Genomic DNA, 25375 nt, shown 5'->3' on the forward strand with positions numbered 1-25375 from the left:
AACAAAATGCTGAACCTATACCAACCCACCCATGCAGGCAGGCCAGACCACCCCGTATTAGCCGCCCTTTCAAGCAGTTATCCAGGAGAAGAGGGCAGGTTACTCACGTGTTACTCACCCGTTCGCCACTAACCAACCCACCAGCAAAAACCAGCAGGAAAGCCCGTTCGACTTGCATGTGTTAAGCACGCCGCCAGCGTTCGTCCTGAGCCAGGATCAAACTCTCCAAACAAAACAAAAACCAAACAAAGAAACCAACAAAAAACACCAACCAAAACAAACAAACACGACACACTATCGAGATCCCAAACAACACACCCACCGAGTCTCCACATCGCCTCATCGGCAATTGCTTCTTCTCGGAAGCGCCGGAGGAACTTTAGCGAACCGCGCGATCGGGGTCAAATCGGAAATCCGTGATCCCCGTCTCGCTCAGCGGCTCTGTTGAGTTACTCCGTTCCGCCTTCTCGGGTCATCCCCGTTGCCGGCGGCAGGGAGAGACTCTACGCAGCCGTCCCGCCCCGGTCAAACGGCGCGGCGGTGACAACAGCCACAAGCCGTTGCCACCGCCGCTCCATGTCGGGGATAGCAAGCGGACCACGCCGCGGCAGCCCTTGGCGCCCCGTTCCCCTCCAGGCGTCAGGCGCGTCGGCCGACGGCGAGATTGCGTCGGCCTTTGCGAATGAGTACCACGTCGCCGGCCAGCAACTGTTCCTGAGCCACCGGTGCGTCCTCGTCCAGCACCTTGACGTTATTGAGGTAGGCGCCGCCGGCCGCCACCGTCTTGCGAGCGGCGTTACGACCCTTCTCCAGGCCTGCCCCGACCAACAGGTCGACGATCGTCGACCTGCCCACCTCGAGCGGCGCGGCCGGCAGATCCGCGGTGGCGGCGGCCAGAGTCGCCTCGTCCAACGCACTCAGTTCCCCCTTCCCCCAGAGCGCCGCCGTGGCCGCCTTCGCCTGAGCGGTCGCCTCCGCTCCGTGAACCCATGTGGTCACCTCGTGAGCCAGAACGCGCTGAGCCTCACGCGCCTTCGGGTTGGTGGCCACAGAGTCCTCCAGCCGTTCGATCTCCTCGCGCGGCAGGAAGGTGAAGACCTTGAGGAAACGAACCACGTCGGCGTCCTCGACCTGGAGCCAGAACTGGTAGAAGGCGTACGGGCTGAGCATTTCGGGGTTGAGCCAGATCGCTCCGCCCTCGGTCTTGCCGAACTTGGTGCCGTCGGCCTTGGTGATCAGCGGGTTGGTCATGACGTGCACCGAGGCGCCTTCAACCTTGTGGATGAGGTCCATGCCGCCCACCAGGTTTCCCCACTGGTCGTTTCCGCCTACCTCCAAGCTGCAGCCGTACCGGCGGTAGAGCTCGAGGTAGTCGTTGGCCTGGAGGATCTGGTAGCTGAACTCGGTGAATGAGATGCCCTCCTCGCTCGCCAGACGGCGGGCCACGATGTCCTTGGACAGCATGGTGCCCATGCGGAAGTGCTTGCCGAGGTCCCGCAGGAAGTCGATCGCACTCAGCTGCGCAGTCCAGTCCAGGTTGTTGACGATCCGGGCGGGGTTATCGCCGTCGAAGTCGAGCAGGTGTTCCAGCTGGGCCCGCAGTCCTTGCGCCCACTCGGCGACCACCTCCTTGGTGTTGAGCGTGCGCTCGCCCTTGGCGCGCGGGTCGCCGATGAGCCCGGTGGCGCCACCCACCAGGGCCAGCGGGTGGTGTCCGGCCAGTTGCAGATGACGCATGACCTTCACCGCCACCAGATGACCGTGATGCAGGGAGGGCGCGGTCGGGTCGAAGCCGCAATAGAAGGTGACCGGTCCGCTGGCCAGCGCTGCGCGCAGCGCGTCGATGTCGGTGTGCTGAGCAATGAGGCCCCGCCACTGCAGCTCGTCCAGGATGTCGGTCACGGTCCTGTGCCTTCCTATGTCTTCTCCCGGCACACGCGGTCCGGGGCCGGAGCGGTTGCCCGGCGCGGGCTAGTCTGCCACGGCCTCCCGACGCGCCCGGCACGCCGTCAACGGACCGGACACCGCGCCGGCACTCCCCCGCACGCCTGCTCAAAGGGAGTCCGCGGGTTCAGCAGCTCCGACGGCACCCTCATCGGCGGCCTAGGCGGGCGGTCGCTGCCCTGGCGACCGAAGTCATACCGGCCGCCCCGTTGGCCGGTCCCAAACCAGTGAGTAGCGCCAGTAGAACCGCCTGCGCACCCGGGCACCGGGCAGCGTCCGCCCGGCCGCACCGCGAATCTCCCGCAGTGACTGGCGCGCCGGAGCCGTGGGCACGCCGATGTCTCGCCGCTCCCGGTGCAGCAGGCTCGCAATCCGGATGGGTACCACGCTCAATGCGCTCAGCACCCAGTCCGCAGCGGAGGCGTTCGCAGCCAGCCCGATGACCAGAAGCCTGCCACCGGGAGCGACCAGCGCGGCCAGACGGTCCAGCCCTGCTTCCAGGGGCAGGTGGTGCAGGACCGCCACGCAGGTGACGGTGTCGAACTCTCCGAGCCCGTCGGCCGCTCCCGGCTCCAGCACGTCTGCCTGCCGCACGTCGGCTCCGTCGACTCCGGTCAGGCGGTCACGGGCCCGTCGGGCGGTATCCGGGTCCGCCTCGATCCCGACGACCTGGTCGCACACGCCCGCGAGCCGTTCCAGGAGCAGTCCCTCGCCGCAGCCCACATCCAGGGCGCGTCCGCCCCTGCGGGCGGCGTCGGCCACGATCTCATCATGGAAGGCCGCATTGTGGTTCCAGTAGTGGTCGTGCCCGGAGAGGCGGGTGCTCATGATCCGGTCCTCCCCCGGCGTCGGGGTCGGGCGGGCTTGTAGGGGGAGACGGTGGGCTCGCCGTCGAGCCAGAAGCGCCACGGGTAGACCGTGCCGTCGCCGCCGGGACCGGATACGCCGGTACGCGGGCCGGTGCGGATGGAGGCGGGATCGGGAGCCCGGCCCGCTCCCGGCAGCTCCAGGGCGATGCGGGAGCCCGGCGGGCCGAGCCGAAGCCCGTCGTCGTCCAGGGTGAGACCGAGCGCCTGACACAGGCGTGCCGGTCCGCGGGCGAGGTCACGATCGCTGCGGGCGGCCGGACGGCGCCGACGGGCCAGCTCGAGCCCAGCCGTCACCTCGCCGCCGCGCAGCAGCACGGCGCGAGAGCTCCCGGCGGGGCCGCAGACGATATTGGCGCAGTAGTGCATGCCGTAGGTGAAGTAGACGTAGATGGCGCCCGCGGCCTCGAACATGGAGGCGTTGCGCGCGGTGCGACCGTGATAGGCGTGCGAGCCCGGATCGGCCTCGCCCCGATAGGCCTCAACCTCCGTCGAACGCACGGCCACATCTCCCTGCGGCGAATGGGCGGTCAGCGTGGCGCCGAGCAGTCGCGGCGCCACCTCGACCGGGTCTCCGGCGAGCAGGGAGGCCACCTCCCCGGGTACTACGGGGACGTCGATGCGCAGGCCCTCCTCAGCAGCCGGCTTCGCCATATGGTCCTCACGCCTCTTGGGCGCATCCCTCTCCGGTGCCGGCGACCGGATCGGCGGGGCCGTCCAGCAGCGACCCCTCCCAGGAGAACACGCGCAGTTCGGCGGAACACTCTATGGCGCGGGCCAGCTGCTCGACCACGCGCACCGGAGCGGTTCCACCGTGTCCCGCACGAGCGGCAACGGATCCCTGGACCGACAGCACCGTGCGCACCTGCGGCGTCAACTGCGGATCGATGGCGGCGAAATCCGCATCCGTCAGCTCCCACAGCTCAACGCCCCGCCGTTCGCACTCACGCACGCAGGCGCCGGAGAGCTCATGGGCCTGGCGGAAGGGGACGCCCTGCTTGACCAGCCACTCGGCGATGTCGGTGGCCAGGGAGAATCCCTGTGGTGCCAGCGCGGCCATGCGCTCGTAGTTCAGGCGCATGGTGGCGATCATGCCGGACACGGCGGGCAGCAGCACCGCGAGCGTATCGACGGCGTCGAACACCGGCTCCTTGTCCTCCTGCAGATCACGATCGTAGGCGAGCGGCAGGGCCTTGAGCGTGGCCAGCAGCCCCGCCAGATCGCCGATGAGGCGGCCGGCCTTGCCGCGGGCGAGCTCGGCGACGTCGGGATTCTTCTTCTGCGGCATGATGGAGGAGCCGGTGGAGAAGGAGTCAGCGAGGGTGACGAAGTCGAACTCCTTGGTGTTCCAAATGATGATCTCCTCCGCCAGCCGGGAGATGTCCACCGCCGTCATGGCGAGGATGAAGGAGATCTCGGCAACCGTGTCGCGGGCGGAGGTGCCATCTATGGAGTTCTCACAGGCGGCGTCGAAGCCCAGTTCGGCGGCGACGGCGTCGGGGTCGAGCCCGAGCGTGTTGCCGGCCAGCGCCCCGGACCCGTAGGGGCTGACGGCCGCGCGCGCGTCCCAGTCCTGCAGACGCTGAACGTCGCGCATCAAGGGCCAGGCGTGGGCGAGCAGCTGGTGCGCGACCAGCACCGGCTGGGCGTGCTGCATGTGGGTACGTCCCGGCATGATCGCCTCGCCCGCGGCGGCGGCCTGATCGATCAGGGCGTCGACGACGTCGAGCACGAGCCCGGCCAGATGCCGGGCCTGGTCGCGCAGATACATGCGGATCAGGGTGGCGATCTGGTCATTGCGGGAGCGGCCCGCCCGGAGCCTGCCGCCCAGCTCCGCTCCGGCACGCTCCATCAGGCCGCGTTCGAGCGCGGTGTGCACGTCCTCGTCGGCGGGCGTCGGGGCGAAGGCGCCGGAGACTACGTCGTCCTCGAGCCGGCGCAGGGCATCCAGCATGCCGTCCAGTTGAGCGTCATCGAGCAGGTCGGCGGCGTGCAGGGCGTGGGCGTGCGCACGTGAGCCGGCGATGTCGTAGCGGGCCAGGCGCCAGTCGAAGTGGGTGGACACCGACAGCGCCGCCAGCGCGTCGGCGGGGCCACCGGTGAAGCGTCCACCCCACAGGCTGATGCCGGCAGGTGCGGAACCGGGGGCTGCGGGGGCGGAGGGCGTCTGGCTCGGCTGACTCGTCATGGTGCCCATCATGGCGCATCCGAGTGGGTGAGCGTGAGCAAGGCCGGGGCGTGGACCGGTGCCGGGTGCTCGGCGGCGGGGCCGCCGTCGGGGGAACCGGCGCGGTCGTCATCGCGGCTGTGCTCGTACAGGCGGTGCAGGCCCAGCCAGGTGCCCAGGGCGCAAACGACCACCCAGTTGCCCTCGCTGAGCAGGCGGGACTCGGTGAAGGACTGCACCGTGAGCGCGGTCATGAGCAGGGCCGGCAGCAGCACCGAGGCGTCGGAGTCGATATTGCGCAGTGCCAGTCGGAACGAGCGGACCAGGAGCAGCAGTACGAGCACGACGACGAGCGTCGCCCCCACCACCCCGGTCTGGAAGAGCGCCTCGATGTAGGCGTTGTGGGCGCTCATGGTGGGGGTGCCGTCCGGGCGGACCACCAGGGTGGCGAACACCGGCAGCCACGGCACCCAGTACATGATCCACCCCCAGCCCAGGATGGTGTGATCCTCCCAGAGCTCCAGCACCCGCTGCCAGATCTCCCAGCGGCCCGACATGTCCGAACTGCGCCCGAGCACCGCGGTCACCTGGGAGTGCAAGCCGATGGCCGCGGCGATCAGGGCCACCCCTGCGGACACGGCCGTAATCAGCACCGCAGGACGGAACCGGGGCGGAACCCGACGAACCAGCCACAGCACCAGGCACACCGCGCCGCATATCACGAATGCAACGGAGACGGTCGCTGAACCGGTCAGCACCAGTACCAGCAGTGACACGGCCGTCCAGGTAACCAGTCCCAGCGGACTCACCCGCCGGTCGGCCCAGCGCACCGCCACGCACAGCAGGGTGAGCAGGGCGATGAAGGCCAGCGGGTTGCGGTTGCCGACGATGCCCTGGATCGGGCCGCCGTTGAACAGGTCCCCGTTGACCCAGTAGTAGGAGATCGGCACCTCCTCCCAGTCCCGCATGTACAGCGGTATGAGGGGGTGGCGCAGCACCAGTGCCACCCAGGCCTCCAGCAGGAGGCTCAGCACGAGCGTGGCCTCAAGTGCGCGGCTGAGGGCGTCCGTCAGCTGCCGCAGGGACAACCCGCAGGCGAGCAGCACGCCGGCCGCGCTGGTAGCCAGCATGAGTAGCGCCGCCAGGGCGGTGTCACCGGGGTACTGGGACCAGATGACACTCAGCGCGCAGAGACCTACGTAGGCGGTCGTGACCGGCGGCAGGGCGCGCCACGGCACGCGGTGTCCCTCGTGGAGGAAGACGAGCAGGAGCACGATGCCGCTCACGGCGGCGATCAGGCCGAATGCCCACCAGCCGACGAGATTGCGCACTCCCTGACCGGAGAAGGTCAGGAAGAAGGCCCAGGTTCCCAGGGCGGGCAGCAGCGGACGGCGCGAGCCGCGCACCGCGGCCGCCGTGGGGGCGTGGGCATTCGCTGGCACGCTCTCCTCCTTGTATTCGTCCCCCCGCATCCGGGTTGAGGTGGGTCCGGCTCATGGGGCATCGGCAGGGTGGCGGGTACCGGCTGTGTGGCACCGGCCTGCTGTTGCCGTAGCGTAACCGCATCCGTCCGTTTGTGAGGCGGAATCGGCCGCGTCTCGCGCCCCGAGCGGCAGCGCGCTCGCCATATGCAGGTGGCCGGAAGCCCTCAGACGGGGCCGCCGGCCACCTGCGCGATGTGGCGCTTCAGTGGTGCGGGTCTCGGCGTCAGAAGGCCACGCCGCGTCCCAGGCGCACGTCGCGGGCGGCGGCGAGCTTGGACTGCATGCCGTAGATCTCGATGAACCCGCGGGAGGAGGACTGATCGAAGGTGTCCCCGGTCTCGTAAGTGGCCAGGTTGAAGTCGTACAGGCCGGTGTCGGTGCGGCGGCCGTTGACGGTGGCGCGGCCGCCGTGCAGCACCATGCGGATGTCGCCGGTCACGTAGTACTGGGTGTCCTCGATGAAGGCGTCCAGGGAGCGCTTGAGCGGCGAGTACCACTGGGCCTCGTAGACCAGGTCCGACCAGGTCTGCTCCAGCTGCCGCTTGTAGCGACGCTGCAGGCGCTCCAGGGTGACGGACTCCAGGGCCTGGTGCGCCTCGATGAGCGCGACGGCGCCGGGGGCCTCGTAGATCTCGCGGGACTTGATGCCCACCAGCCGGTCCTCGACCATGTCGATGCGGCCCACGCCCTGGGCGCCGGCACGGCGGTTGAGCTCCTGGATGGCCTCCAGCGGGGTTACTGCCTTGCCGTCGATCGCGGTGGGCACGCCCTGCTCGAAGTGGATGACGACCTCATCGGGCAGCGGCGGGTAGGTGGGGTCGTCGGTGTAGACGTAGACGTCCTTGGTGGGTGCGTTCCACAGGTCCTCGAGGAACCCGGTCTCGATGGCCCGGCCCCACACGTTCTGGTCGATGGAGAAGGGGTTGTGCTTGGTGGTCTCGATCGGCAGGTCGTGCTTCTCGGCGTACTCGATGGCCACGTCCCGGGTCAGGGCGAGGTCTCGCACCGGGGAGATGCAGTTCATGTCCGGGGCCATGGAGGTGATGGCCACCTCGAAGCGGACCTGGTCATTGCCCTTGCCGGTGCAGCCGTGCGCGACGGTGCTGGCGCCGAACTCGCGGGCGGCCCGCACCAGATGCTTGGCGATCACCGGGCGGGACAGGGCCGAGACCAGCGGGTACTTGCCCTCGTAGAGCGCGTTGGCCTTTAGGGCGGGCATGCAGTACTCCTCGGCGAACTCGTCGCGCGCGTCCGCCACGTAGGCCTCCACCGCGCCGCAGTCGAGGGCCCGCTGGCGAATAACCTCCAGGTCCTCCCCGCCCTGGCCGACGTCGACGGCGACGGTGACGACCTCACGGCCGGTCTGCTCACCGATCCAGCCGATGGCGACGGAGGTGTCCAGGCCCCCGGAGTAGGCGAGGACGACGCGGTCCTGGTGCTTGCTCATATGCGTTCTGTTTCTTTCTCTGTGGGGTCCGCAAAAGACGGTTCTTGGGCGGATGTTTCGGGTGGGACTGTTGGCGGCGGACCGCGGTCAGCTGTGCGGGCCCGGGCCGGCCAGGGACAGCAGGTGCGCGGCCACCTCGGCCGCCACCGACTCCGAACGGGTGATGACCAGGACGGTGTCGTCCCCGGCGATGCAGCCGAGCACGCCCGGCAGCATGGCGTCGTCGACGGCGCTGGCCAGCAGCTGGGCCGCCCCCGCAGGGGTGCGTAGGACCAGCTGGTTGCCGGCCCATTCGGCGGTGACCACCAGGTCGGCGCACCACCGGGCCAGTCGCGCGGTGGTGTGCTCGGTCAGGGGCTCCTCGCCGCCCCCGATGGGCGGCACCTGGCCGGGGGCGCCGGCCTCGGGGATGGCGTATACCTGCGTGCCGCCCACCGAGCGGATCTTGGTGGCGCGCAGCTCTACCAGGTCGCGCGACAGCGTCGCCTGCGTGGTGCTCACGCCGTGCCGCGCCAGCGCCTCGCGCAGCTCCCCCTGGGAGTGGATGCGCTCATGGCCGAGGATCCTGGCGATCAGGGCGTGGCGGGCCGCCTTGGTCGGGGGCGTGCCGACGCCGTCGACCACGGGCGCGTCGGGGGCCGTGTTCATGCCGCTGCCCGCCGGGCGAGGACGTCGGTGAGCGTTGCCGTGAAGGCGTCGGCGTCGGCGTCGGACAGGATGAAGGGGGGCGCGAGCCGCAGCGTGTCCGGACGGGGCGGGTTGACGATGAAGCCGCGCCGCTCCAGGTCGGCGGCCACCTCCGCGGCCGGGCCGACGGCTTCGTGCAGGCCGACGCCGCGCAGCAGTCCGGCCCCGCGCACCTCGGCCACGCCGGGGACAGCGGCGAGCTCCGCCGCCCAGCGGTCGCCGAGTTCGACGACCCGTTGCAGCAGTCCCTCCGTCTGAATCGTGTCGATAACGGCCAGGGCGGCCGCCGCGGCCACCGGGTTGCCACCGAAAGTGGTGCCGTGCTGGCCCGGGCCGAGCAGCCCGGCCGCCGCGCCGGTGGCGACGGTGGCGCCGACCGGCATCCCCCCGCCCAGGCCCTTGGCGAGGGTGACCACGTCCGGCTGTACGCCGGGGGCGAGCCGGTGGTGGGCCATCCACGCACCCGTACGTCCCATGCCGGTCTGCACCTCGTCGAGGATCAGCAGCGCGCCGGCGGCGGCGGTGAGCTCGCGGGCCGCCTCCAGGTAGCCGGCGGGCAGTGGGCGTACGCCGGCCTCCCCCTGAATGGGCTCGACGATGAGGGCGGCCACGTCCTGCCCCATGGCCCTGCGCAGGGCGTCGACGTCGCCGGCGGGGATGAACTCCACTCCGCCGGGCAGAGGTTCGAAGGGCTCGCGGTAGGCGGCCTTGTGGGTCAGCGCCAGTGCCCCCATGGTGCGCCCGTGGAAGGCGTCCTCGAGGGCGAGCACGCGCGGACGGTCGGCGCCGCCGTGGCGGCGGGCGATCTTGAAGGCGGCCTCGTTGGCCTCCGTGCCGGAGTTGGCCAGGAAGACGCGGGATGCCTGCCGGGCCTCTGGAAACACGAGGGCGTCCAGGGCCTCGGCCAGGGCGATCTGGGCCGGGGAGGTGAACAGGTTGGAGATGTGTCCCAGGGTGTTCAGCTGCTCGGTGACGGCGGTGACGATGGCCGGGTGGGCGTGGCCCAGGCAGTTGACGGCGATGCCTGCCAGCAGGTCGATGTACTCGGTGCCGTCGGCATCCCAGACGTGGGTGCCCTCGCCACGCACCAGTACCCGGCCGGGCGTGCCGAAGGTGTTCATGACGGCGCCGGCGTAGCGCTGCCGCCAGCTCTCATTGGTGCCGACCGCCGCGGCGGCGGTGGGAACGGGCTCGGGGACGGTCACAGCGTTGCGCCTCCTTTCGTGCGTGACTGGGGGATGACGTCGGGGTGGACCACGGTGCCGACGCCGTCGTCGGTGACGATCTCCAGCAGCATGGAGTGGGGCTGGCGGCCGTCGACGACGTGGGCCTGGCCGACGCCGCCGCGCACGGCCCGCAGGCAGGCCTCCATCTTGGGAACCATGCCGCTGGACAGCTCCGGCAGCAGCGCCTCAAGCGCATCGGCGCCGATGCGGGAGACCAGTGAGTCCTTCTCCGGCCAGTTGGAATACAGCCCCTCCACATCGGTGAGCACGATGAGCTTCTGAGCCTTCAGGGCGACGGCGAGCGCTGCGGCCGCGGTGTCGGCGTTGACGTTGAGCACCGTGGTGGCGTCGGCCACGAGCGGGGCCACCGAGGAGACCACCGGGATGCGCCCCTGGTCGAGCAGCTCGATCACCGAACGGGGGTCGACCTCGACGACGTCGCCGACCAGGCCGACGTCGACGCTCTCACCGTCGACGGTGGCCAGGCGCTGGCGGGCGCGCAGCAGGCCACCGTCCTCTCCCGAGATGCCAACGGCCGCGGAACTGTACTCATTGAGCAGACTGACCAGCTCCCGCTGCACGCCGCCGGTGAGCACCATGCGCACCACGTCCATGACTTCGGGCGTGGTCACGCGCAGGCCGCCCCTGAACTCGGACTCGATGCCGAGCCGAGCCAGCATGGCGCTGATCTGGGGGCCGCCGCCATGGACCACCACGGGGCGCAGGCCCACCTGGTGAAGGAAGAGGACGTCGGCGGCGAAGGCGCGTTTGAGCGCGTCGTCGACCATGGCGTTGCCGCCGTACTTGATGACGATCGTGGCGCCCTTGTAGGCGCGCAGCCAGGGCATGGCCTCCAGCAGGACGGAGGCCTTCTGGGTGGGAGTCAGCGAGGTGGGAAGAGTGGTGCTCATGTCGTGTAGTCCGCGTTGATGGTCACGTATCCGTGGGTGAGGTCGTTGGTCCAGACCGTGGCGGCGGCATCGCCCGCGTTCAGGGCGATGTCTATACGGGTCTCGCGCGGGGTCATGTCCACCGTGGAGCGGTCCTCGCCGAGGGCGCCGTGGCGGTATACGGTCACCCCGTTGATGGCGACGTCTACCGCATCGGGGTCGAAGGGACAGACCGCCTCGGGGACGGTGCCGAGCTGCGAGATGACGCGCCCCCAGTTGGGGTCCTCACCGGCGACGGCGCATTTGAGCAGGTTCGAGGCCGAGACGGTGCGGGCGGCGGCCTCGGCGGCCGCCTCGGTGATCGCGCCGGTGACGGTGATGGCGATGTCGTGCGTGGCGCCCTCCGCGTCCGCCACCAGTCGACGTCCCAGCCGGCCCAGCAGCTCCTGAACGGCGGCGCCGAAGTCCTCCGGTGCGGGGGTCTTGCCGGAGGCTCCGGAGGCGAGCAGCAGGACGGTGTCATTTGTGGACATGCAGCCGTCGGAGTTGATGCGGCCCACGGTGCGGGCGGCGGCACGGGACAGGGCCGAATGAGCGGTGCCGGCGTCGACGACGGCGTCAGTGGTGATCACGCACAGCATGGTGGCCATGCCGGGGGCGAGCATGCCCACGCCCTTGATCATGCCGCCGATGGTCCAGCCGTCCAGGTGGAGGGTGTCCTCCTTGGAAACGGTGTCGGTGGTCATGATGGCCGTGGCGGCGGCGTGGCCGGCGTCCGGCGTGTCGGCCAGGGCTCGGACTGCGGCCGCCGCGCCTGTCAACAGATTCGGCATGTCCAGCGGCACCCCGATGACGCCGGTGGAGCACACCAGGACGGAGCCGGGCTGCGGGCCGGGGCGGTCGTGAGCGAGCAGCTCGGCGACGCGTGCGGCGGTGGCGGCGGTGTCCGCGGCGCCCTGGGGGCCGGTGCAGGCGTTGGCGGAGCCCGAGTTGAGGATGACGGCGCGGGCGGCTCCCGGCGAGCCGTGCTCACCCGCCAGCACGGAGCGGCACCAGTGCACGGGGGCGGCGGCGACTCGGTTGGTGGTGAACACGCCGGCGGCCACGTCCAGGGGGCCGTCGTTGACCACCAGGGCCAGGTCGGGCCTGCCGGACTCCTTCAGCCCGGCGTTGATGCCGGCGGCGCGGAAGCCGGCGGCGGCGGTGACGCTCACGGCGCGACTCCTTCCGTGATGATCCCGGTGGTCTCGGGCAGGCCCAGGGCCAGGTTGAGGGACTGGAGAGCGGCTGAGGCGGTGCCCTTGCCGAGGTTGTCGATCGCGCAGATGATGACGGCGGCACGGGCGGCGGCGTCGTAGGCGACCTGCACGGTGGCCAGGCCGGAGCCGGCCACGGCGCCGGTCACGGGCCAGGTGCCCTCCGGCAGCAGGTGGATCAGCGGCTCACCGGTCCCGGTGGCGCCGTAGACGCGCTGCCAGGCCTCGCGCAGGAGGGCGCCGGGATCGGCGTCGGCACCCGCGGCCGCGGTGACCGGCGCGGTCACGGTGGCGAGGATGCCGCGACTCATGGGGACCAGCACTGGGGTGAAGGACAGGCGGACGGCGTCGGGGGCGGCCCCGGCCACCTGAAGGTTCTGAATGATCTCGGGAATGTGGCGGTGGGTACCGCCCACGGCATAGGGCTGGGCGGACCCGAGCGCCTCGGATGCGGTCAAATGGGGCTTCAGCGCCTTGCCGGCTCCCGAGTAGCCCACGGCCAGCACCGCGTTCAACCGGCCGGGATCGATGAGTCCGGCGGCAATGCCGGGCTGGGCGGCGAGGGTGACGGCGGTGACGTTGCAGCCGGGGACGGCGATACGGCGCGCGGCGGCCAGTTCGCCGCGCTGCGCGGCGGCGGCCGTCTCGCCGGCGTGGAGCAGTTCGGGCATGCCGTAGGTCCAGGCGCCGGCATAGTCGGTGCCGTAGAACTGCTCCCAAGCGGCCCGGCTGGTCAGGCGGTGGTCGGCGCCGCAGTCCACAAGGATCGGCGTAGGCCCGGGAGCCTGCTCCAGCGCGGCGGCGACTGCGCCCGAGACGCCGTGCGGCAGCGCCAGCACGACGACGTCGTGCCCGGACAGGTGCTCGGCGTCGGTCGAGGCGACGACCCGGTCGGCCAGGCTGATCAGGTGCGGGTGGTGCTGCCCCAGCCGTGTACCGACCGAGGAGTTGGCGGTCACGGCGCCGATCTCTATGTCGGGGTGGGCGGCGAGGAGGCGGAGTACCTCTCCGCCGGCGTACCCGGTCGCTCCGGCGACCGCTGCTGTCCATGTCACGCAGAAACCATACATCCGAGTGGATACATATACACAGCCGGAAGGCGCCTGCGCCGGGTCGGCTTACTCACATCGGGCGCCGCGGAACCGTCCTGATCGGGATCAGCCGTCGGCCAGCGCGGCGGTGATCGACCCGGCCCAGGCGCGCACCGCGTCGAAGTCGCGAAAGTCCCCTTCGGAGGCACCCCCCATGCGGGCGATCGAGCGCTCGCGCAGCGACAGCTCGGCCGGCGCGAAGCGGCCGGCGAAGGTGGCGTGGTCCTCGGGCTCGATGGACAGCAGCACCGGGCCGATGCGGTGCGGGTCGGAGATCTTGCCCTTGGGCAGGCCCGACAGCCCCACCGAGAAGGCCCACACCGGGTGCGAGTGCAGTTCCTGGCTGAACCGCTGGGTGAAGTCGATGGCCTCCGGAGTCCAGCGGGTCATGTACACGGCGCTGCCGAGCACGAAGGCGTCGTAGTCGGTGACGTCGTCGACGTCCTCCGGGCGTGCCTGTTCGACGTCGTGACCGGCGAGGCGCAGCTCCCGCGCGATGACAGCGCCTACCTCATCGGTGGAGCCGTGTCGGGAGGAGGAGGTGAGCAGGATCTTCATGGCGTCAGTATCACCGGCCGACCCCGGGTTTAGCAGGCCGTGTCGCGTCCAACCGGGCAACCGTGACCACCTCCACAGTCAGTCAGGCGCGCAGCTCGGCATCCAGGCGCTTGGCGGCGCGCTTGACCACGCGCTTGCGCACCGCGGCGGTCTCCTCGGCGGTCAGCGTGCGATCGGGGGCCCGCAGGCGCAGGGAGAAGGCCAGAGACTTCCGCCCCTCCCCCAGCTGAGGGCCGCGGAAGACGTCGAACAGGCGCACCTCCTCCACCAGCTCTCCAGCGGCCTCCCGCACCACCTGCTCAACTGCGGCGGCGGTAACCGATTCGTCGACGACGAGTGCGACGTCCTCCTTGGCGGCCGGGAAGGTGGACACGGGCCGCACCTGCGCCACGCCCGCCTCCGCGACAGCCGCCAGCAACGGCTCCAGGTCGAGTTCGACGGCACAGGTGCGAGCCGGCAGGCCGAGCTCACGGGCGACGCGCGGGTGCAGTTCGCCGGCATGGGCCGCCAGCGCGCCGGGCACCAGCTCACGTCCCCGGCGCACCGACTCCAGGCGCACCTCGGCGGTGCGGCCGGGGTGCCAGGGCGCATAAGGCGTCTGCGGGGCCGTGACCTCTACGGCAACGCCGAGAGCCGCCGCCACCGTGCGCACGAGCTGAATGGCATCGGCCCAGTCCCAGGGGCGGGCCGCTCCCAGCACTCCGGCGCGCTCCCTGTCCCCGGCCAGGACGATGCCCACGTGCGTGGGCTGGTTGGGGATGCCGGCCCTGAGCGCCGCGACCTCCTCCTCCGTGGGACGGCGTTCCACCCCGGGGATGGGGGCCGGCACGGTCCCGGCCGGGTGGGTGACGGAGCCGAGCTCGAAGACGGCCACGTCCTCCAGGCCGCGGGAGACGTTGCGGCGGGCGACCTCCAGCAGGGAGTCGAGCACACTGGTGCGCAGCAGCGGGGCGTCGTCGGCCAGCGGGTTGGCCAGGCGCACCGCCGCCCGGCGCGGGTCGTCGGCCGGGAGCTCGAGCCGGTCGTGTATGTCACCGATGAACGGGTAGGACAGCACCTGGGTGAGCCCTGCGTCGGCCAGGGCGCGCACGATGTCACGCCGGGCGCGCTGCCGCACGGTCAGGCCCGTGCCCGCGGGGGCCACCGGCACGATCGATGCGATGTTGTCGTAGCCGTCCAGGCGGGCGATCTCCTCGGCGAAGTGCGCGGCGCCGACCAGGTCCGGACGCCAGGTGGGCGGCGTGACCGCGAGGAGCTCAGCACCGTCGGCGTCGGCGCCCGCACCCTCGACCGTGCAGCCGATGGCACGCAGCAGCTCGGTGACGCGAGCAGTGCCGTAGGCGACGCCGGTCAGGCGCTCGGCGGCGTCGGCGCGAATGACGAGCGGGGCGGGGGCGGCGGTGCGGTTGACGTCGGTGGCGGCGTCATCGGCGGTGCCGCCGCCGTAGCGGACCAGCAGGTCTACGGCGCGCTGCGCGGCCACCGGGGCCAGCTCGGTGTCCACGCCGCGCTCATTGCGCTTGGAGGACTCGGTGGCCAGCTTGTGGCGGCGGGCGGAGCGGGCGATGGACACGGCGTCGAAGTGGGCGGCCTCGATCAGCACGTCGGTGGTCTCGGCGTCGATCTCCGTCTCGGCGCCGCCGAACACGCCGGCCAGCACCAGCGGCCGGGATCCCTCCCCTGACGGGGAGTCGCAGATCAGCAGGTCCTCGGCGTCCAGGGAACGGGTGACCTCGTCGAGGAAGGCGAGGGTCTCCTCCGCCCGGGCGCGACGTACCACGATGGGAGCGGCCAGCTTGTTCAGGTCGAAGGCGTGCAGCGGCTGGCCCAGGTCGAGCATCACGTAGTTGGTGACGTCGACGGCCAGGCTGATCGGGCGCATCCCGGCGGCGATCAGGCGGTCCTGCATCCACTTCGGGGAGGTGGCGCCGGGGTCGATGCCGCGCACCACCCGGGCCACGTAGCGGTCCACGCCGGGCCGGCCGTGAATCGGGGAGGTGTCCTCGGCGAAGCGGACGGGGAAGCCGTCCTCGCCTCCGGCGGCGACGCCGTGCGGGAACAGGTCGGGATTGGCGCCGTCGGCCGGGTCGGTGAAGCGGGCACCCGTGGCGTGCGAGTACTCGCGGGCCACCCCGCGCATGGAGAAGCAGTAGCCGCGGTCGGGGGTGATGTTGATCTCCAGGACCTCCTCCCCCAGGCCGAGCAGGCCGATGGCATCTGTTCCCGGGGCGGGGATCTCCTCGCCGTCGCGGCCCTGGGCGGACAGCCAGCGCTCCAGCACGATGATGCCGGAGTGGTCGTTGCCGATGCCGAGCTCGCGCTCGGAGCAGATCATGCCGTCGGAGATGTGCCCGTAGGTCTTGCGGGCGGCGATGGTGAAGTCGCCGGGCAGGACCGCGCCGGGCAGGGATACCACCACGTGGTCGCCTGCCTCAAAGTTGTGGGCGCCGCACACGATGCCGCGGCTGGGCAGCTCCGAGGGCTCCTTGCCGGTGCCGGGGGCGTCATTGTGCGCGCCCACGTCAACCCGGCAGTAGTTGATGGTCTTGCCGTTCTTCTGCTCCTTGGCCTCGCGGGTCAGCACCCGGCCGACGACGAGGGGGCCGGTGACGGCGGGGGGAACGATGCGCTCCTCCTCCAGGCCGACCCTGACCAGGTCGGCGGCCAGGTCGGCGGCGCTCGTCCCGCCGGGGACGTCGGCGTGCTCGCGGAGCCACTCGATCGGGACGTACGGCATGTCAGTTTCCCCTTCCGGTGGTTCCGAACTGCTGGGAGAAGCGGATGTCGCCCTCGACGATGTCGTGCATGTCGGCGATGCCGTGGCGCAGCATGAGCGTACGCTCCAGGCCCATGCCGAAGGCGAAGCCGGTGTATACCTCGGGGTCGATGCCGCAGGCGATCAGCACATTGGGGTTGACCATGCCGCAGCCGCCCCACTCGATCCAGCCGGGCCCGCCCTTCTTCTGGGGGAACCACAGGTCCATCTCGGCGCTGGGCTCGGTGAAGGGGAAGAAGGAGGGGCGCAGCCGGGTGCGGGCCTCGGGGCCGAACATGGCGCGGGCGAAGTGGTCCAGGGTGCCCTTGAGGTGGGCCATGGTCAGTCCCTTGTCCACGGCCAGGCCCTCGACCTGGTGGAAGACCGGGGTGTGGGTGGCGTCGAGCTCGTCGGAGCGGAATACCTTGCCGGGGCAGGCCACGTAGATCGGCGGAGCCTGCTCCAGCATGACGCGGGCCTGCACGGGCGAGGTATGGGTGCGCAGGACCAGGTTCGCCGTCGCCCCCGGCTGACCGCCCACGGAGTCACCGTCGATGTAGAAGGTGTCCTGCATCTGGCGGGCGGGGTGGTCGGCGTCGAAGTTCAGGGCGTCGAAGTCGAACCATTCGTGCTCCACCTCCGGGCCCTCGGCGATGGACCAGCCCATGGCGGTGAAGAAGTCGGAGACCTCATCGACCAGGACGTCCAGGGGATGGCGGGCGCCCGCTGCGGCGCGGTCGGTGGGCACGGTGACGTCGACGGCCTCGGTGGCCAGCATCTCGGCCTCGGCCTCGGCCTCGAGCACCTCCTGGCGTGCGGCCAGGGCGGCGCCGATGCGGCCGCGAGCGCCGCCGAGCAGTTTGCCGGCGGCGGCCTTCGCGGCGCGGTCCGGAAGTCGGCCGATCTCCCGGTTGGCCAGGGCCAGGGCGGAGGCGTCGCCGGTGTAGGCCAGGCGCGTCTCCTTCAGCTCGGCCAGGTTGCCGGCGGCGGCGATGGCGGCGATGGCCTCGTCGACGAGGGCGTTGACGCCGGCCTCGTCCGTCGGCGAGAGGGCGCCGGGGGCGTCAGTCATATGGGTTGCCTTCCACCAGTTGAGTCGGAGATCCGGGGTCAGATTAGTCCGGGCCGTGCGAGTGCCCGAAATCGTCTCAGGAGCAGCCGCATGCGCGGCAGGCCGGCGTCGGACGGTGGGCGTCCGGTCAGCCCAACCGAGCCGTCGCCTCGGCGCACCTGCGCAGGGTGCTTGACGGTGACGTTACGTCACCTGTTGAGATGGGCGCATGCGCGTGAAGGAGATCGCCGATCTGGCCGGCACCACCGCGCGGGCGGTGCGTCACTACCACCGGCTCGGGCTACTGCCGGTGCCACCGACCGTGCGCGGGCGGCGGGAGTACGGGGTGGCGCACCTCGCCCGGCTCATGCGGATCCGCTGGCTGGCCGACGGCGGGCTCTCCCTAGCGCAGATCGCCGAGGTACTCGCCGGCGATCCGGGCGGCGCCGACCGCGAGTCGGTGCTGCACAATCTGCGGGCCACTCGTGAGACGGTCATTGCGCGTCGCCGCGAGCTGCAGGCGCAGGAGGCGCGCATCGACGAACTGATCGCCCGGGTCGAGGACGGGGAGGGACTCGAGCCCATCCCCCAGCTGCTGGTGCGCTTCTACGACGCCGTACAGGCACGCCTGGAGGAGGAGGGGCTGAACATCCGCGGGCTGCGGGCCGAGCGGCAGGTGGTGACGGCGCTGTCCGCCCTGGGGCTGGTGCCCGACAGCATCGGCACCTTCCTGGCCGAGCTGGATGACGCCGAGTGGGAGGCGGGCGTACGCATCTATGCCGAGATCGCCCGCCTGGAGCAGCTGCACGGCGACACTGCGCGCACCGCGGCCATCCAGTTGGCCGAGGAGACCTGGGACTACACCCTCCGGCATCGTCGTACGGCGCTGGCGGCATTCTCCGACTTTCCGACCGGGTCGCCGGGTCGTACCACCTGGCGGCTGACCCAGATGATCACCGACACCTACACCGGACCGGCGCAGCACCTGTATCTCGATCGCTTTCTGGAGCTGCTCCTGGCCGACCAGGAGTTCGCCGTCGTGATTCACCGCCTGGCGGGCGATGATCCCACGCTTTGAGCCGCCCCGCTGCTCTATAACAACCATCCCGAATTCCCCTGCTCCGCATCGATATGAAAGGACACCGCCAATGACCCCACGCCACAAAAGCGGCCGCACGGCCGTAGTGCACCCGACGAACCCGCCCGACGCCGACACCCCGATCCGCGTGGAGGGCCTGGTCAAGCGCTTCGGTCGCTTCACTGCTCTGGACGGGCTCGACCTGGAGGTCGCCGCCGGGCAGGTGCACGGCTTCCTCGGCCCGAACGGGGCCGGAAAGTCCACCACCATCCGCACCCTGCTGGGGCTGTACCACCCCGACGGCGGGCGGGTACGGGTACTGGGCCGCAGCCCGCGGCGGGAGGCGCCCCAGATCAACCGGGAGGTGTCCTATGTGGCCGGGGACGTGGCACTGTGGCCGAACCTGACCGGTGGGCAGGCGCTCGACGCCCTGGCGGGGCTGCGCGGCAGGCGGGATCGCGCCCGGGAGGACGAGCTGATCGAGCGCTTCGCCCTGGACCCGACCAAGAAGGTGCGCACCTACTCCAAGGGCAACCGGCAGAAGGTGGCGCTGGTGGCGGCACTGGCCGCGCCCACCCGCCTGTTGATCCTCGATGAGCCGACCAGTGGTCTGGATCCGCTGATGGAGCAGGTCTTCATGCAGGAGGTGACCCGCGCCGCGGCGCAGGGGCGCACCGTGCTGCTGTCCAGCCATATCTTCGCCGAGGTGCAGCGCCTGTGCAGCGCGGTGACGATTATCAAGGACGGGCGGGTGGTGGAGCAGGGCGACCTGGCCCGGTTGCAGCAGCTGGCCCGCACCCAGATCGAGGTGGGCGGCGAGGCCGACCTGCTGCGCGGCATCGCCGCGTCACTGCCGCAGCTGGCAGACGCCCTATCCATTGAGGACGGCCGCCTGAGCGTGCAGGTGGGCGCCGCCCGGGTACCCCAGGTGCTCGCGGCCGTGGCCGCGCAGGGTGCGACCGACGTGATCTGCCGGCCGGCGAGCCTGGAGGACCTGTTCCTGCGTCACTACGAGGAGGTGCGCGGATGAGCACCCACGACGAGCTGCGCGGCATGTCCCGCGCGTTGCGGCTGACCGCCAGGAGGCTGCGCCTGCAGGCGCTCGCCTGGATCCTGCCGCTGTGGCTGGGCATGGCCTCCTTCGCGCCGGCCTATCAGGACGCCTACTTCGCCGATGCGGGCGTTGTTGCGGCGAATAATCCCGTCGTCGAGGCGCTGCGCGCCTCCCCGGGCACGCGCCTGCTGTACGGCGAGCTCCCCTACCCGGGGACAATCGGCCAGCTGGTGCAGTGGGAGGGCGCCACCTACCTGCTGGTGTGCACCGCGCTTATGGCGGTGCTGCTGACCTGCCGCCTGCTGCGCGGCGATGAGGACGAGGGCCTCACGGAGCTGCTGCGGGACACTGGCACCGGCCGCTGGGTCCCCTTCCTCGCCCCGGTACTGGTGATCTGGACGGCGGTGGCGGTCCTGACCGTCCTGGTAGGCGCCACCCTGGCGGTTGAGGCCCAGGAATATGAGGCGCTGACCGTCTCGGGCGGATGGGCGCTGGCCGGTGTGACCGCGATCGTCGGCTGGGGGTTCGCGGGGTTGGCTGCAGTGGTCTGCCAGTTGGCGCGCAGCGCCGCCGGTGCCCGCCCGCTGGCACTGGCATGTGTTGGGGTTGTCTTCATGCTGCGGGTGGCGGCCGACCAATGGGAGGTCACCTGGCTGCGGTGGCTCACGCCGCTGGGCTGGCGCGACCTGGTCGCCCCCTACACCGACGACGACCCCGTGCCACTGGCCGTGTGCACCGCAATATGCGGGGCACTAGTGGCAACAGCCGGAACACTGTACGCCCACCGGGAGTATGCCGACGGCTACCTGCCCGACCGCTCGACCAGCGCACGCCGATGGCACGTGCGCGGCTACGCCGACCTGCTCGGGCGCCTGTCCGTGCGCACGACACTGGCGTGGATGGCGGCGGTGGCCTGCTTCTCGGCGCTGTTCGGATCCACGACCGAGGGCATCCTGGACATGATGCGGGATGAGCGCATCGCCGAATACGTGAACATGCTGGTACAGGCCGGCGCCGACATGATGGAACAGTTCATGTCACTGATGACGGTCATGCTGGTACTGCTGATCGCGGTGGCCGCAACGGGGCAGGCGGGCCGGCTTGCCGCCGATGAGGGCGTCGGCCTGGTGGAGGCCGAGGCGGCCGTCGGAGTGCCGCGCTGGCGTCTGTTCCTGATGCAGGCCGCCTCGGCGGTAGTGGTGGGGACGATTCTGCTGGTGCTGTGCGGAGCGGTGCTGGCCGCAGTCACGGCCACGCAGGTGACCGAGGATCATGCCGTGGAGCGGGCCTTCGTGTTCACCGTCAGCCAGTTGCCGGGCCTGCTGGCGGCCATCGGCATCGCTCTGGCGGTGGTCGGCGTGGCACCGCGACGCTTCGGGATCGTGTGGGCGGTCATCGCCTGGAGCGCCTTCGCCCGGCTGCTCGCCGGCATGATGGACCTGCCGCAGTGGGCGCAGGACCTCAGCGTACTGGGACACTACCTTGATGTCGTCGGCGACCCCGACTGGGTACCGCTGGCGGTGCAGACGGCCGTCGGGGCGGTCGGCACCGCCGTCGGGCTGATGGCCTACCGGCGTCGCGACCTGGTCGGGACCTGATCGGCGTTTTGACCGATAGGTTGCCTGCGTTTTGACCGACACGCGCCCCACAGATGGTCACTGATCGGCTCTGTCACGCCGACATTTACTGAAGCGCGGCAAGTCCAGCTACGTGACATGCGGCCGCAACGACGGCACCGCCCGCCATGCCGGGCTGCCTACGCGCTATGCCGGTCACTATGTCACCGAGCTGAGCGAGCGCGGCAACGGTCAAGACGGCCTGGGTCAGCGGATACACGGGCGTCAGCCAGACGGTCACCGCAACCAACACACCTAGCGGTACCGCCCTTGCCGCGTACATCGCCGGATAGAAGCGATCACCGTCGGCGCCTGTGCTGCCCGGAGCCAGCAGCCCCGGGCGGAGCAATGCCGCCGCAGCGGCAATCGCCGACACGACGCCCATGACGGAGTTCAGAAGCGCCAACCACCATGGCATGCAAACCACCTACCTGAATCGTTCAGTAGTGAATGATTCAGTACAGTATCATCGTCCTTGTGGAGCCAAAAGAGGATCGGGGCGGCGAGGCGATCCTGTCCGCCGCCTGTTTCCAGTTGGGCATGGTCGGCGCACAGATCACCAGGAGCTTCGCCGAGCAGATCGCTCCGACCGGACTGACTCACAAGCAGGTGGGCCTGCTGGCCGTCGTTGACGCCGGGCCGGCGACCTCGCAGCGCGACATCGCGACGCGGCTGCGTGTGGCGCCAAGCCTGGTAGTGACGCTAGTGGACCAGCTCGTGGACCTCGGGGCCGTAAGCAAGACCCGCAGTCGCAGCGATCGCAGGGCTCACAAGATCGAGATCACCCCCGAGGGGCGGCGGCTGCTCGCCAGCGCCGTTGCGGCGGCCGAAGCGTTGGACACCGATATCCGCAGCACCCTCTCCCCCGCAGGCCGGGCTGCCTTAAGCACACTGTTGACGGAGCTCAACACACACCAAGACCGGAATCCGTAGCACAGTCACAGGATTTGATCGCCGCTGGGGACCACAACCCGCATCGGATACTCGAGCACGCGATACATGCTCCGCTTGCTACGGAGTGATGATTATGACTACGATTCCGCACCGCGAGCTCCGTAACGACAGCGCCGCAATCCTCCGCCGAGTGGAGGCCGGCGAGAGTTTCGAGATTACGAACAACGGACGTCCCGTAGCCGAGCTTGTGCCTATCACCCAGGACCGCCTAGCGCTACTGCGGCGGCAAGGGGCCACGCGCCCCGCAGTCCCCACAGACTTCAACGCCCTCAAACGCGCGCGAGGCCTCAGCTCAAAAGATGTATTGGACGACTTGCGCGGTGAGCAATGACCATTTGCTACCTGGACACCTCCGCAGCGCTCAAGCTTCTCATCGAGGAAGTCGAGTCAGGTCCTTTAGCCACCTGGCTGACCGAGGGGACCGCGAACGGCATGTTCCTGTGCTCCTCCTTCTTGCTACACACCGAACTGCACTGCGCCGCGAAGCGACACCGACAACTCGATGAGCAGGCCGCCGCGCTCTTGTTGTCTGGGGTTGAACTCATCGACATAACCCGGGAGCAACTACTCAACGCATCGCGGGATTCTGCGGGGCTGCGCGCGGCAGACGCGATCCACCTCGCAGTTGCTCTGGACGTACGCTCCGACCTGCTCCTCACTTACGACCAGGCGATGCGGCAAGCCGCGGTGCAGCGAGGGCTGGCGTTGGCCGCCCCGAAGTGATCCCTTACGCGGAGCGATACCGCGGGGGTCGCGGCAGTCTTCACTGCCGCGACCCCGTTTATATGGGCGCAACGACCTTGCTGATCAGCGCTCGATGTCGCCCCGGATGAAGGCCTCGGTGGAGTCCATGGCCTCCTCGTCGGGGCGCTGCTGCGGCGGGGACTTCATGAAGAAGGACGCCGGGGACAGCAGCGGCCCGCCGATGCCCCGGTCCAGGCCGATCTTCGCGGCCCGGATGGCGTCGATGACCACGCCGGCGGAGTTCGGGGAGTCCCAGACCTCGAGCTTGTACTCCAGGCTGACCGGAGCGCCGCCGAAGTTGCGGCCCTCCAGGCGCACGAAGGCGAACTTGCGGTCGTCCAACCAGCCGACATAGTCGGAGGGTCCGACGTGGATGTCCTTCTCGGCGAACTGCTTGGAGACGTTGGAGGTGACCGCCTGAGTCTTGGAGATCTTCTTCGACATCAGCCGCTCACGCTCCAACATGTTCTTGAAGTCCATGTTGCCTCCCACGTTGAGCTGGTAGGTGCGGTCGATGGTGATGCCGCGCTCCTCGAAGAGTCTGGCCAGCACTCGGTGAGTGATGGTGGCGCCGATCTGGGACTTGATGTCATCGCCGATGATCGGCAGGCCCGCGTCGGTGAACTTCTGCGCCCAGGCCGAGTCGGAGGCGATGAATACCGGCAGGCAGTTGACGAAGGCACAGCCGGCGTCGATGGCGCACTGGGCGTAGTAGCGGTCCGCCTCCTCCGAGCCCACTGGCAGGTAGGAGACCACGACGTCGACCTGGGCGTCCTTGAGCGCCTGGACGACGTCGACCGGGGGTTCGCTGGATTCCTGAACGGTCTCGCGGTAGTACTTGCCGAAGCCGTCGAGGGTGACGCCGCGCTGGACGCTCACGCCGGTGGGGGCGACGTCGGCGATCTTGATGGTGTTGTTCTGCGAGGCGTTGATGGCGTCGGCCAGGTCGAGCCCGACCTTGGCTGCGTCGACGTCGAAGGCGGCCACGAACTCGATATCCGAGACGTGGTAGTCGCCGAACTGGACGTGCATCAGGCCGCCCACCGTGTCGGTCGGTTTGGCGTCGGCGTAGTGGGTGACGCCTTGCACCAGCGACGACGCGCAGTTGCCCACACCGACGATGGCGACACGTATCTTGCTCATCTGTTCTCCTAATCGGCCCATTGGGCCGTTCGAGGATCTGACGCGCGCGATTTTAGCCATCCGCCCTGGTCAAGGCATGTCACGCCCGTGAATAGCGGCATTCAGCGAATACGCACCTCGGCGCCCGGTCGGCGCACCAGAGTCAGCGGCTCGTTGCCGGTGTGGGCCTTGCAGTCGCGCGGAAGAATCGGTACGCTAGCTGAACACGCTCAGCGAACGCGTTCAGTGAACGCGTTCTAAGTAGGGCCGAGTCCAAGGAGGGTCGATGCCCACACGCGCCGAATCACGCGATGCCACCAGGGCCCGAGTCTTAGCAAGCTCGCGAAGGCTGTTCGAGGAAAGAGGTTTCAACGCGACGACCATTAAGGACATCGCGGCGGACGCCGGCGTCAGCGTAGGAAGCGTCATGTACGTCGGAGATAAGAGCGGCCTGTTGGTTGCATGCTTTGACGAACGCATAGAGGCGCTACACACCGGTCACCCTCCGACCAGCCGCACACAAGTGCGGTCTGAAGGTGGCGGCGATGGCGCACAGGCGATCCTTGACATCCTCTCTCCCTTCATCGACTTGTTCGCCAGTAGCCCCGACCTCGCCCGGTCCTACGGAGCGGTGCTCATCTCCGGCGCTCACAGTTCGAGAGTCTTCAGCGAACTGCGGGAGGAGTTGATCAACGAACTCCAGGACATCTTTGCTGCGGCCACCGACTGCTCGACAACGGCCGCCAAACAGCGTGCCACAACTGCATACCTTGCCTATCTGGGCGCACTTCTCGAATGGGTATCCATCCCGGGAGCCGGGACGGACGCACTCTGCAGCCGGGTGCGCGACGCGGTCCACCCGCTCCTGACAGCCTCCACCGAGGAGCACAACCAATGACACTGCTCCCTCACTTTCCGTGGCTGGTGGTCCTCCTCGCAGTTGTACTGCTGGGTGACGCCACCTTGTCGCTGCGACCTCCTGCCTTCATCCGTAACTGCCTCACCGGAGTCGGATTTCCGCGGCAGTGGTGGTGGACTCTTATTGTCATCAAGGTCTTGGCGGCCGTCGGCCTGCTTATCGGTTTGCGCGTGCCGGGAGTCGCGCTCGCCGCCAACACAGGCGTGATCTGCTACTTCCTGTGCGCCGTCGTCGCCCACGTCAGGGCAGGGTTCATGGGCCGCGAGCTGTGGATCAACTGCCTGGGCATGCTAACCCTGGCCACTGCAACCGCCATCGCGTCATTCGTCGGCTAGCCCCTCTCCCGGCCATCACCGCATCAGTCACAGATTACCGCCTAGGCGCCCATGCTCATCTGGCCCGTCGCGCTGGTGGGCTACTGGAGGCGACGCGCATAGTCCATAGGCGTAACGCCACGGGACCACGC

General features: G+C 69.7%; 24 protein-coding genes and 1 rRNA gene. 8 read left to right on the forward strand and 17 right to left on the reverse strand.

Features of this window, described 5'->3' with window-relative positions:
- The 15 genes from BLR49_RS00005 to pheS all read right to left on the reverse strand — a co-directional run.
- A 16S ribosomal RNA gene (locus BLR49_RS00005) occupies positions 1-232 on the reverse strand; the annotation flags it as partial.
- A gap of 407 nt (positions 233-639) precedes the next feature.
- Positions 640-1902, reverse strand: coding sequence for a tyrosine--tRNA ligase (gene tyrS, locus BLR49_RS00010; protein ID WP_092531583.1), 1263 nt, complete (start codon positions 1900-1902; stop codon positions 640-642).
- Between the two features lie 234 nt (positions 1903-2136).
- Entirely contained in the window at positions 2137-2772 is a 636-nt protein-coding gene (locus BLR49_RS00015; protein WP_092531587.1) for a class I SAM-dependent methyltransferase, read from the reverse strand.
- The gene (locus tag BLR49_RS00020; protein ID WP_092531590.1) at positions 2769-3464 is read right to left on the reverse strand and encodes a DNA-3-methyladenine glycosylase; all 696 of its coding nucleotides are present in this window, start codon (positions 3462-3464) and stop codon (positions 2769-2771) included. The genes BLR49_RS00015 and BLR49_RS00020 overlap by 4 nt, the downstream gene beginning before the upstream one ends.
- A 7-nt stretch (positions 3465-3471) precedes the next feature.
- Positions 3472-4998: an argininosuccinate lyase gene (argH, locus tag BLR49_RS00025; RefSeq protein WP_092533213.1), complete on the reverse strand. Its 1527-nt coding sequence runs from the start codon at positions 4996-4998 to the stop codon at positions 3472-3474.
- Positions 4999-5006: 8 nt separating this feature from the next.
- A complete protein-coding gene (locus BLR49_RS00030) occupies positions 5007-6419 on the reverse strand; it encodes an O-antigen ligase family protein (RefSeq protein WP_245690241.1) in 1413 nt (470 codons plus the stop codon).
- A 265-nt stretch (positions 6420-6684) separates the two neighbouring features.
- Positions 6685-7908, reverse strand: coding sequence for an argininosuccinate synthase (locus BLR49_RS00035; protein WP_092531598.1), 1224 nt, complete (start codon positions 7906-7908; stop codon positions 6685-6687).
- 87 nt (positions 7909-7995) lie between these two features.
- Positions 7996-8556 (reverse strand): arginine repressor, encoded by a 561-nt coding sequence (locus tag BLR49_RS00040; protein ID WP_092531601.1) that lies wholly within the window; start codon positions 8554-8556, stop codon positions 7996-7998.
- Positions 8553-9800 (reverse strand): acetylornithine transaminase, encoded by a 1248-nt coding sequence (locus BLR49_RS00045; protein WP_092531604.1) that lies wholly within the window; start codon positions 9798-9800, stop codon positions 8553-8555. Before BLR49_RS00045 ends, BLR49_RS00040 begins: the two co-directional genes overlap by 4 nt.
- Positions 9797-10732 carry an acetylglutamate kinase gene (gene argB, locus BLR49_RS00050; RefSeq protein ID WP_092531607.1) on the reverse strand — a complete coding sequence of 312 codons (936 nt, stop codon included), beginning with the start codon at positions 10730-10732 and terminating at the stop codon, positions 9797-9799. The genes BLR49_RS00045 and argB overlap by 4 nt, the downstream gene beginning before the upstream one ends.
- Positions 10729-11925, reverse strand: a complete 1197-nt coding sequence (argJ, locus tag BLR49_RS00055; RefSeq protein WP_092531610.1) for a bifunctional glutamate N-acetyltransferase/amino-acid acetyltransferase ArgJ — start codon at positions 11923-11925, stop codon at positions 10729-10731. Before argJ ends, argB begins: the two co-directional genes overlap by 4 nt.
- Positions 11922-13022 (reverse strand): N-acetyl-gamma-glutamyl-phosphate reductase, encoded by a 1101-nt coding sequence (argC, locus tag BLR49_RS00060; protein ID WP_176765709.1) that lies wholly within the window; start codon positions 13020-13022, stop codon positions 11922-11924. The genes argJ and argC overlap by 4 nt, the downstream gene beginning before the upstream one ends.
- Before the next feature lie 102 nt (positions 13023-13124).
- The gene (locus tag BLR49_RS00065) at positions 13125-13616 is read right to left on the reverse strand and encodes a flavodoxin domain-containing protein (protein WP_092531615.1); all 492 of its coding nucleotides are present in this window, start codon (positions 13614-13616) and stop codon (positions 13125-13127) included.
- An 82-nt stretch (positions 13617-13698) separates the two neighbouring features.
- Entirely contained in the window at positions 13699-16353 is a 2655-nt protein-coding gene (gene pheT, locus BLR49_RS00070; RefSeq protein ID WP_092531618.1) for a phenylalanine--tRNA ligase subunit beta, read from the reverse strand.
- A 1-nt stretch (position 16354) separates the two neighbouring features.
- Entirely contained in the window at positions 16355-17443 is a 1089-nt protein-coding gene (gene pheS, locus BLR49_RS00075) for a phenylalanine--tRNA ligase subunit alpha (RefSeq protein WP_092531621.1), read from the reverse strand.
- A gap of 208 nt (positions 17444-17651) precedes the next feature.
- On the opposite strand from pheS, the gene BLR49_RS00080 reads away from it, so the two are divergent.
- From BLR49_RS00080 to BLR49_RS00090, 3 genes are all read left to right on the forward strand, one after another.
- Complete coding sequence (locus BLR49_RS00080) at positions 17652-18500, forward strand: MerR family transcriptional regulator (protein WP_092531624.1); 849 nt, start codon at positions 17652-17654, stop codon at positions 18498-18500.
- 70 nt (positions 18501-18570) lie between these two features.
- Positions 18571-19530, forward strand: coding sequence for an ABC transporter ATP-binding protein (locus tag BLR49_RS00085; RefSeq protein WP_092531627.1), 960 nt, complete (start codon positions 18571-18573; stop codon positions 19528-19530).
- A complete protein-coding gene (locus BLR49_RS00090; protein WP_092531630.1) occupies positions 19527-21152 on the forward strand; it encodes an ABC transporter permease in 1626 nt (541 codons plus the stop codon). The genes BLR49_RS00085 and BLR49_RS00090 overlap by 4 nt, the downstream gene beginning before the upstream one ends.
- An 85-nt stretch (positions 21153-21237) precedes the next feature.
- On the opposite strand, the gene BLR49_RS00095 is transcribed toward BLR49_RS00090, so the two are convergent.
- Positions 21238-21588, reverse strand: coding sequence for a hypothetical protein (locus BLR49_RS00095; protein ID WP_092531633.1), 351 nt, complete (start codon positions 21586-21588; stop codon positions 21238-21240).
- 32 nt (positions 21589-21620) lie between these two features.
- Here BLR49_RS00095 and BLR49_RS00100 point away from each other — a divergent pair, with 32 nt between their 5' ends.
- The 3 genes from BLR49_RS00100 (at position 21621) to BLR49_RS00110 (ending at position 22847) form a co-directional block, all read left to right on the forward strand.
- A complete protein-coding gene (locus tag BLR49_RS00100) occupies positions 21621-22103 on the forward strand; it encodes a MarR family winged helix-turn-helix transcriptional regulator (protein WP_092531636.1) in 483 nt (160 codons plus the stop codon).
- A gap of 94 nt (positions 22104-22197) precedes the next feature.
- Complete coding sequence (locus BLR49_RS13905; protein WP_218121273.1) at positions 22198-22455, forward strand: type II toxin-antitoxin system Phd/YefM family antitoxin; 258 nt, start codon at positions 22198-22200, stop codon at positions 22453-22455.
- Positions 22452-22847 carry a type II toxin-antitoxin system VapC family toxin gene (locus tag BLR49_RS00110; RefSeq protein WP_092531641.1) on the forward strand — a complete coding sequence of 132 codons (396 nt, stop codon included), beginning with the start codon at positions 22452-22454 and terminating at the stop codon, positions 22845-22847. Before BLR49_RS13905 ends, BLR49_RS00110 begins: the two co-directional genes overlap by 4 nt.
- Before the next feature lie 84 nt (positions 22848-22931).
- Here BLR49_RS00110 and BLR49_RS00115 read toward each other — a convergent pair whose 3' ends face one another.
- A complete protein-coding gene (locus tag BLR49_RS00115; protein WP_092531644.1) occupies positions 22932-24011 on the reverse strand; it encodes an inositol-3-phosphate synthase in 1080 nt (359 codons plus the stop codon).
- A 265-nt stretch (positions 24012-24276) separates the two neighbouring features.
- Between BLR49_RS00115 and BLR49_RS00120 the strand changes: the two genes are divergently transcribed.
- On the forward strand, positions 24277-24888 hold the full coding sequence (locus tag BLR49_RS00120) for a TetR/AcrR family transcriptional regulator (protein ID WP_092531647.1): 612 nt from the start codon (positions 24277-24279) through the stop codon (positions 24886-24888).
- Positions 24885-25244, forward strand: coding sequence for a DoxX family protein (locus BLR49_RS00125; RefSeq protein WP_086615108.1), 360 nt, complete (start codon positions 24885-24887; stop codon positions 25242-25244). The genes BLR49_RS00120 and BLR49_RS00125 overlap by 4 nt, the downstream gene beginning before the upstream one ends.
- The last annotated feature ends 131 nt before the right edge of the window (positions 25245-25375 follow it).

The sequence above is a fragment of the Actinomyces ruminicola genome (assembly GCF_900103885.1).
GTDB lineage: Bacteria > Actinomycetota > Actinomycetes > Actinomycetales > Actinomycetaceae > Actinomyces > Actinomyces ruminicola.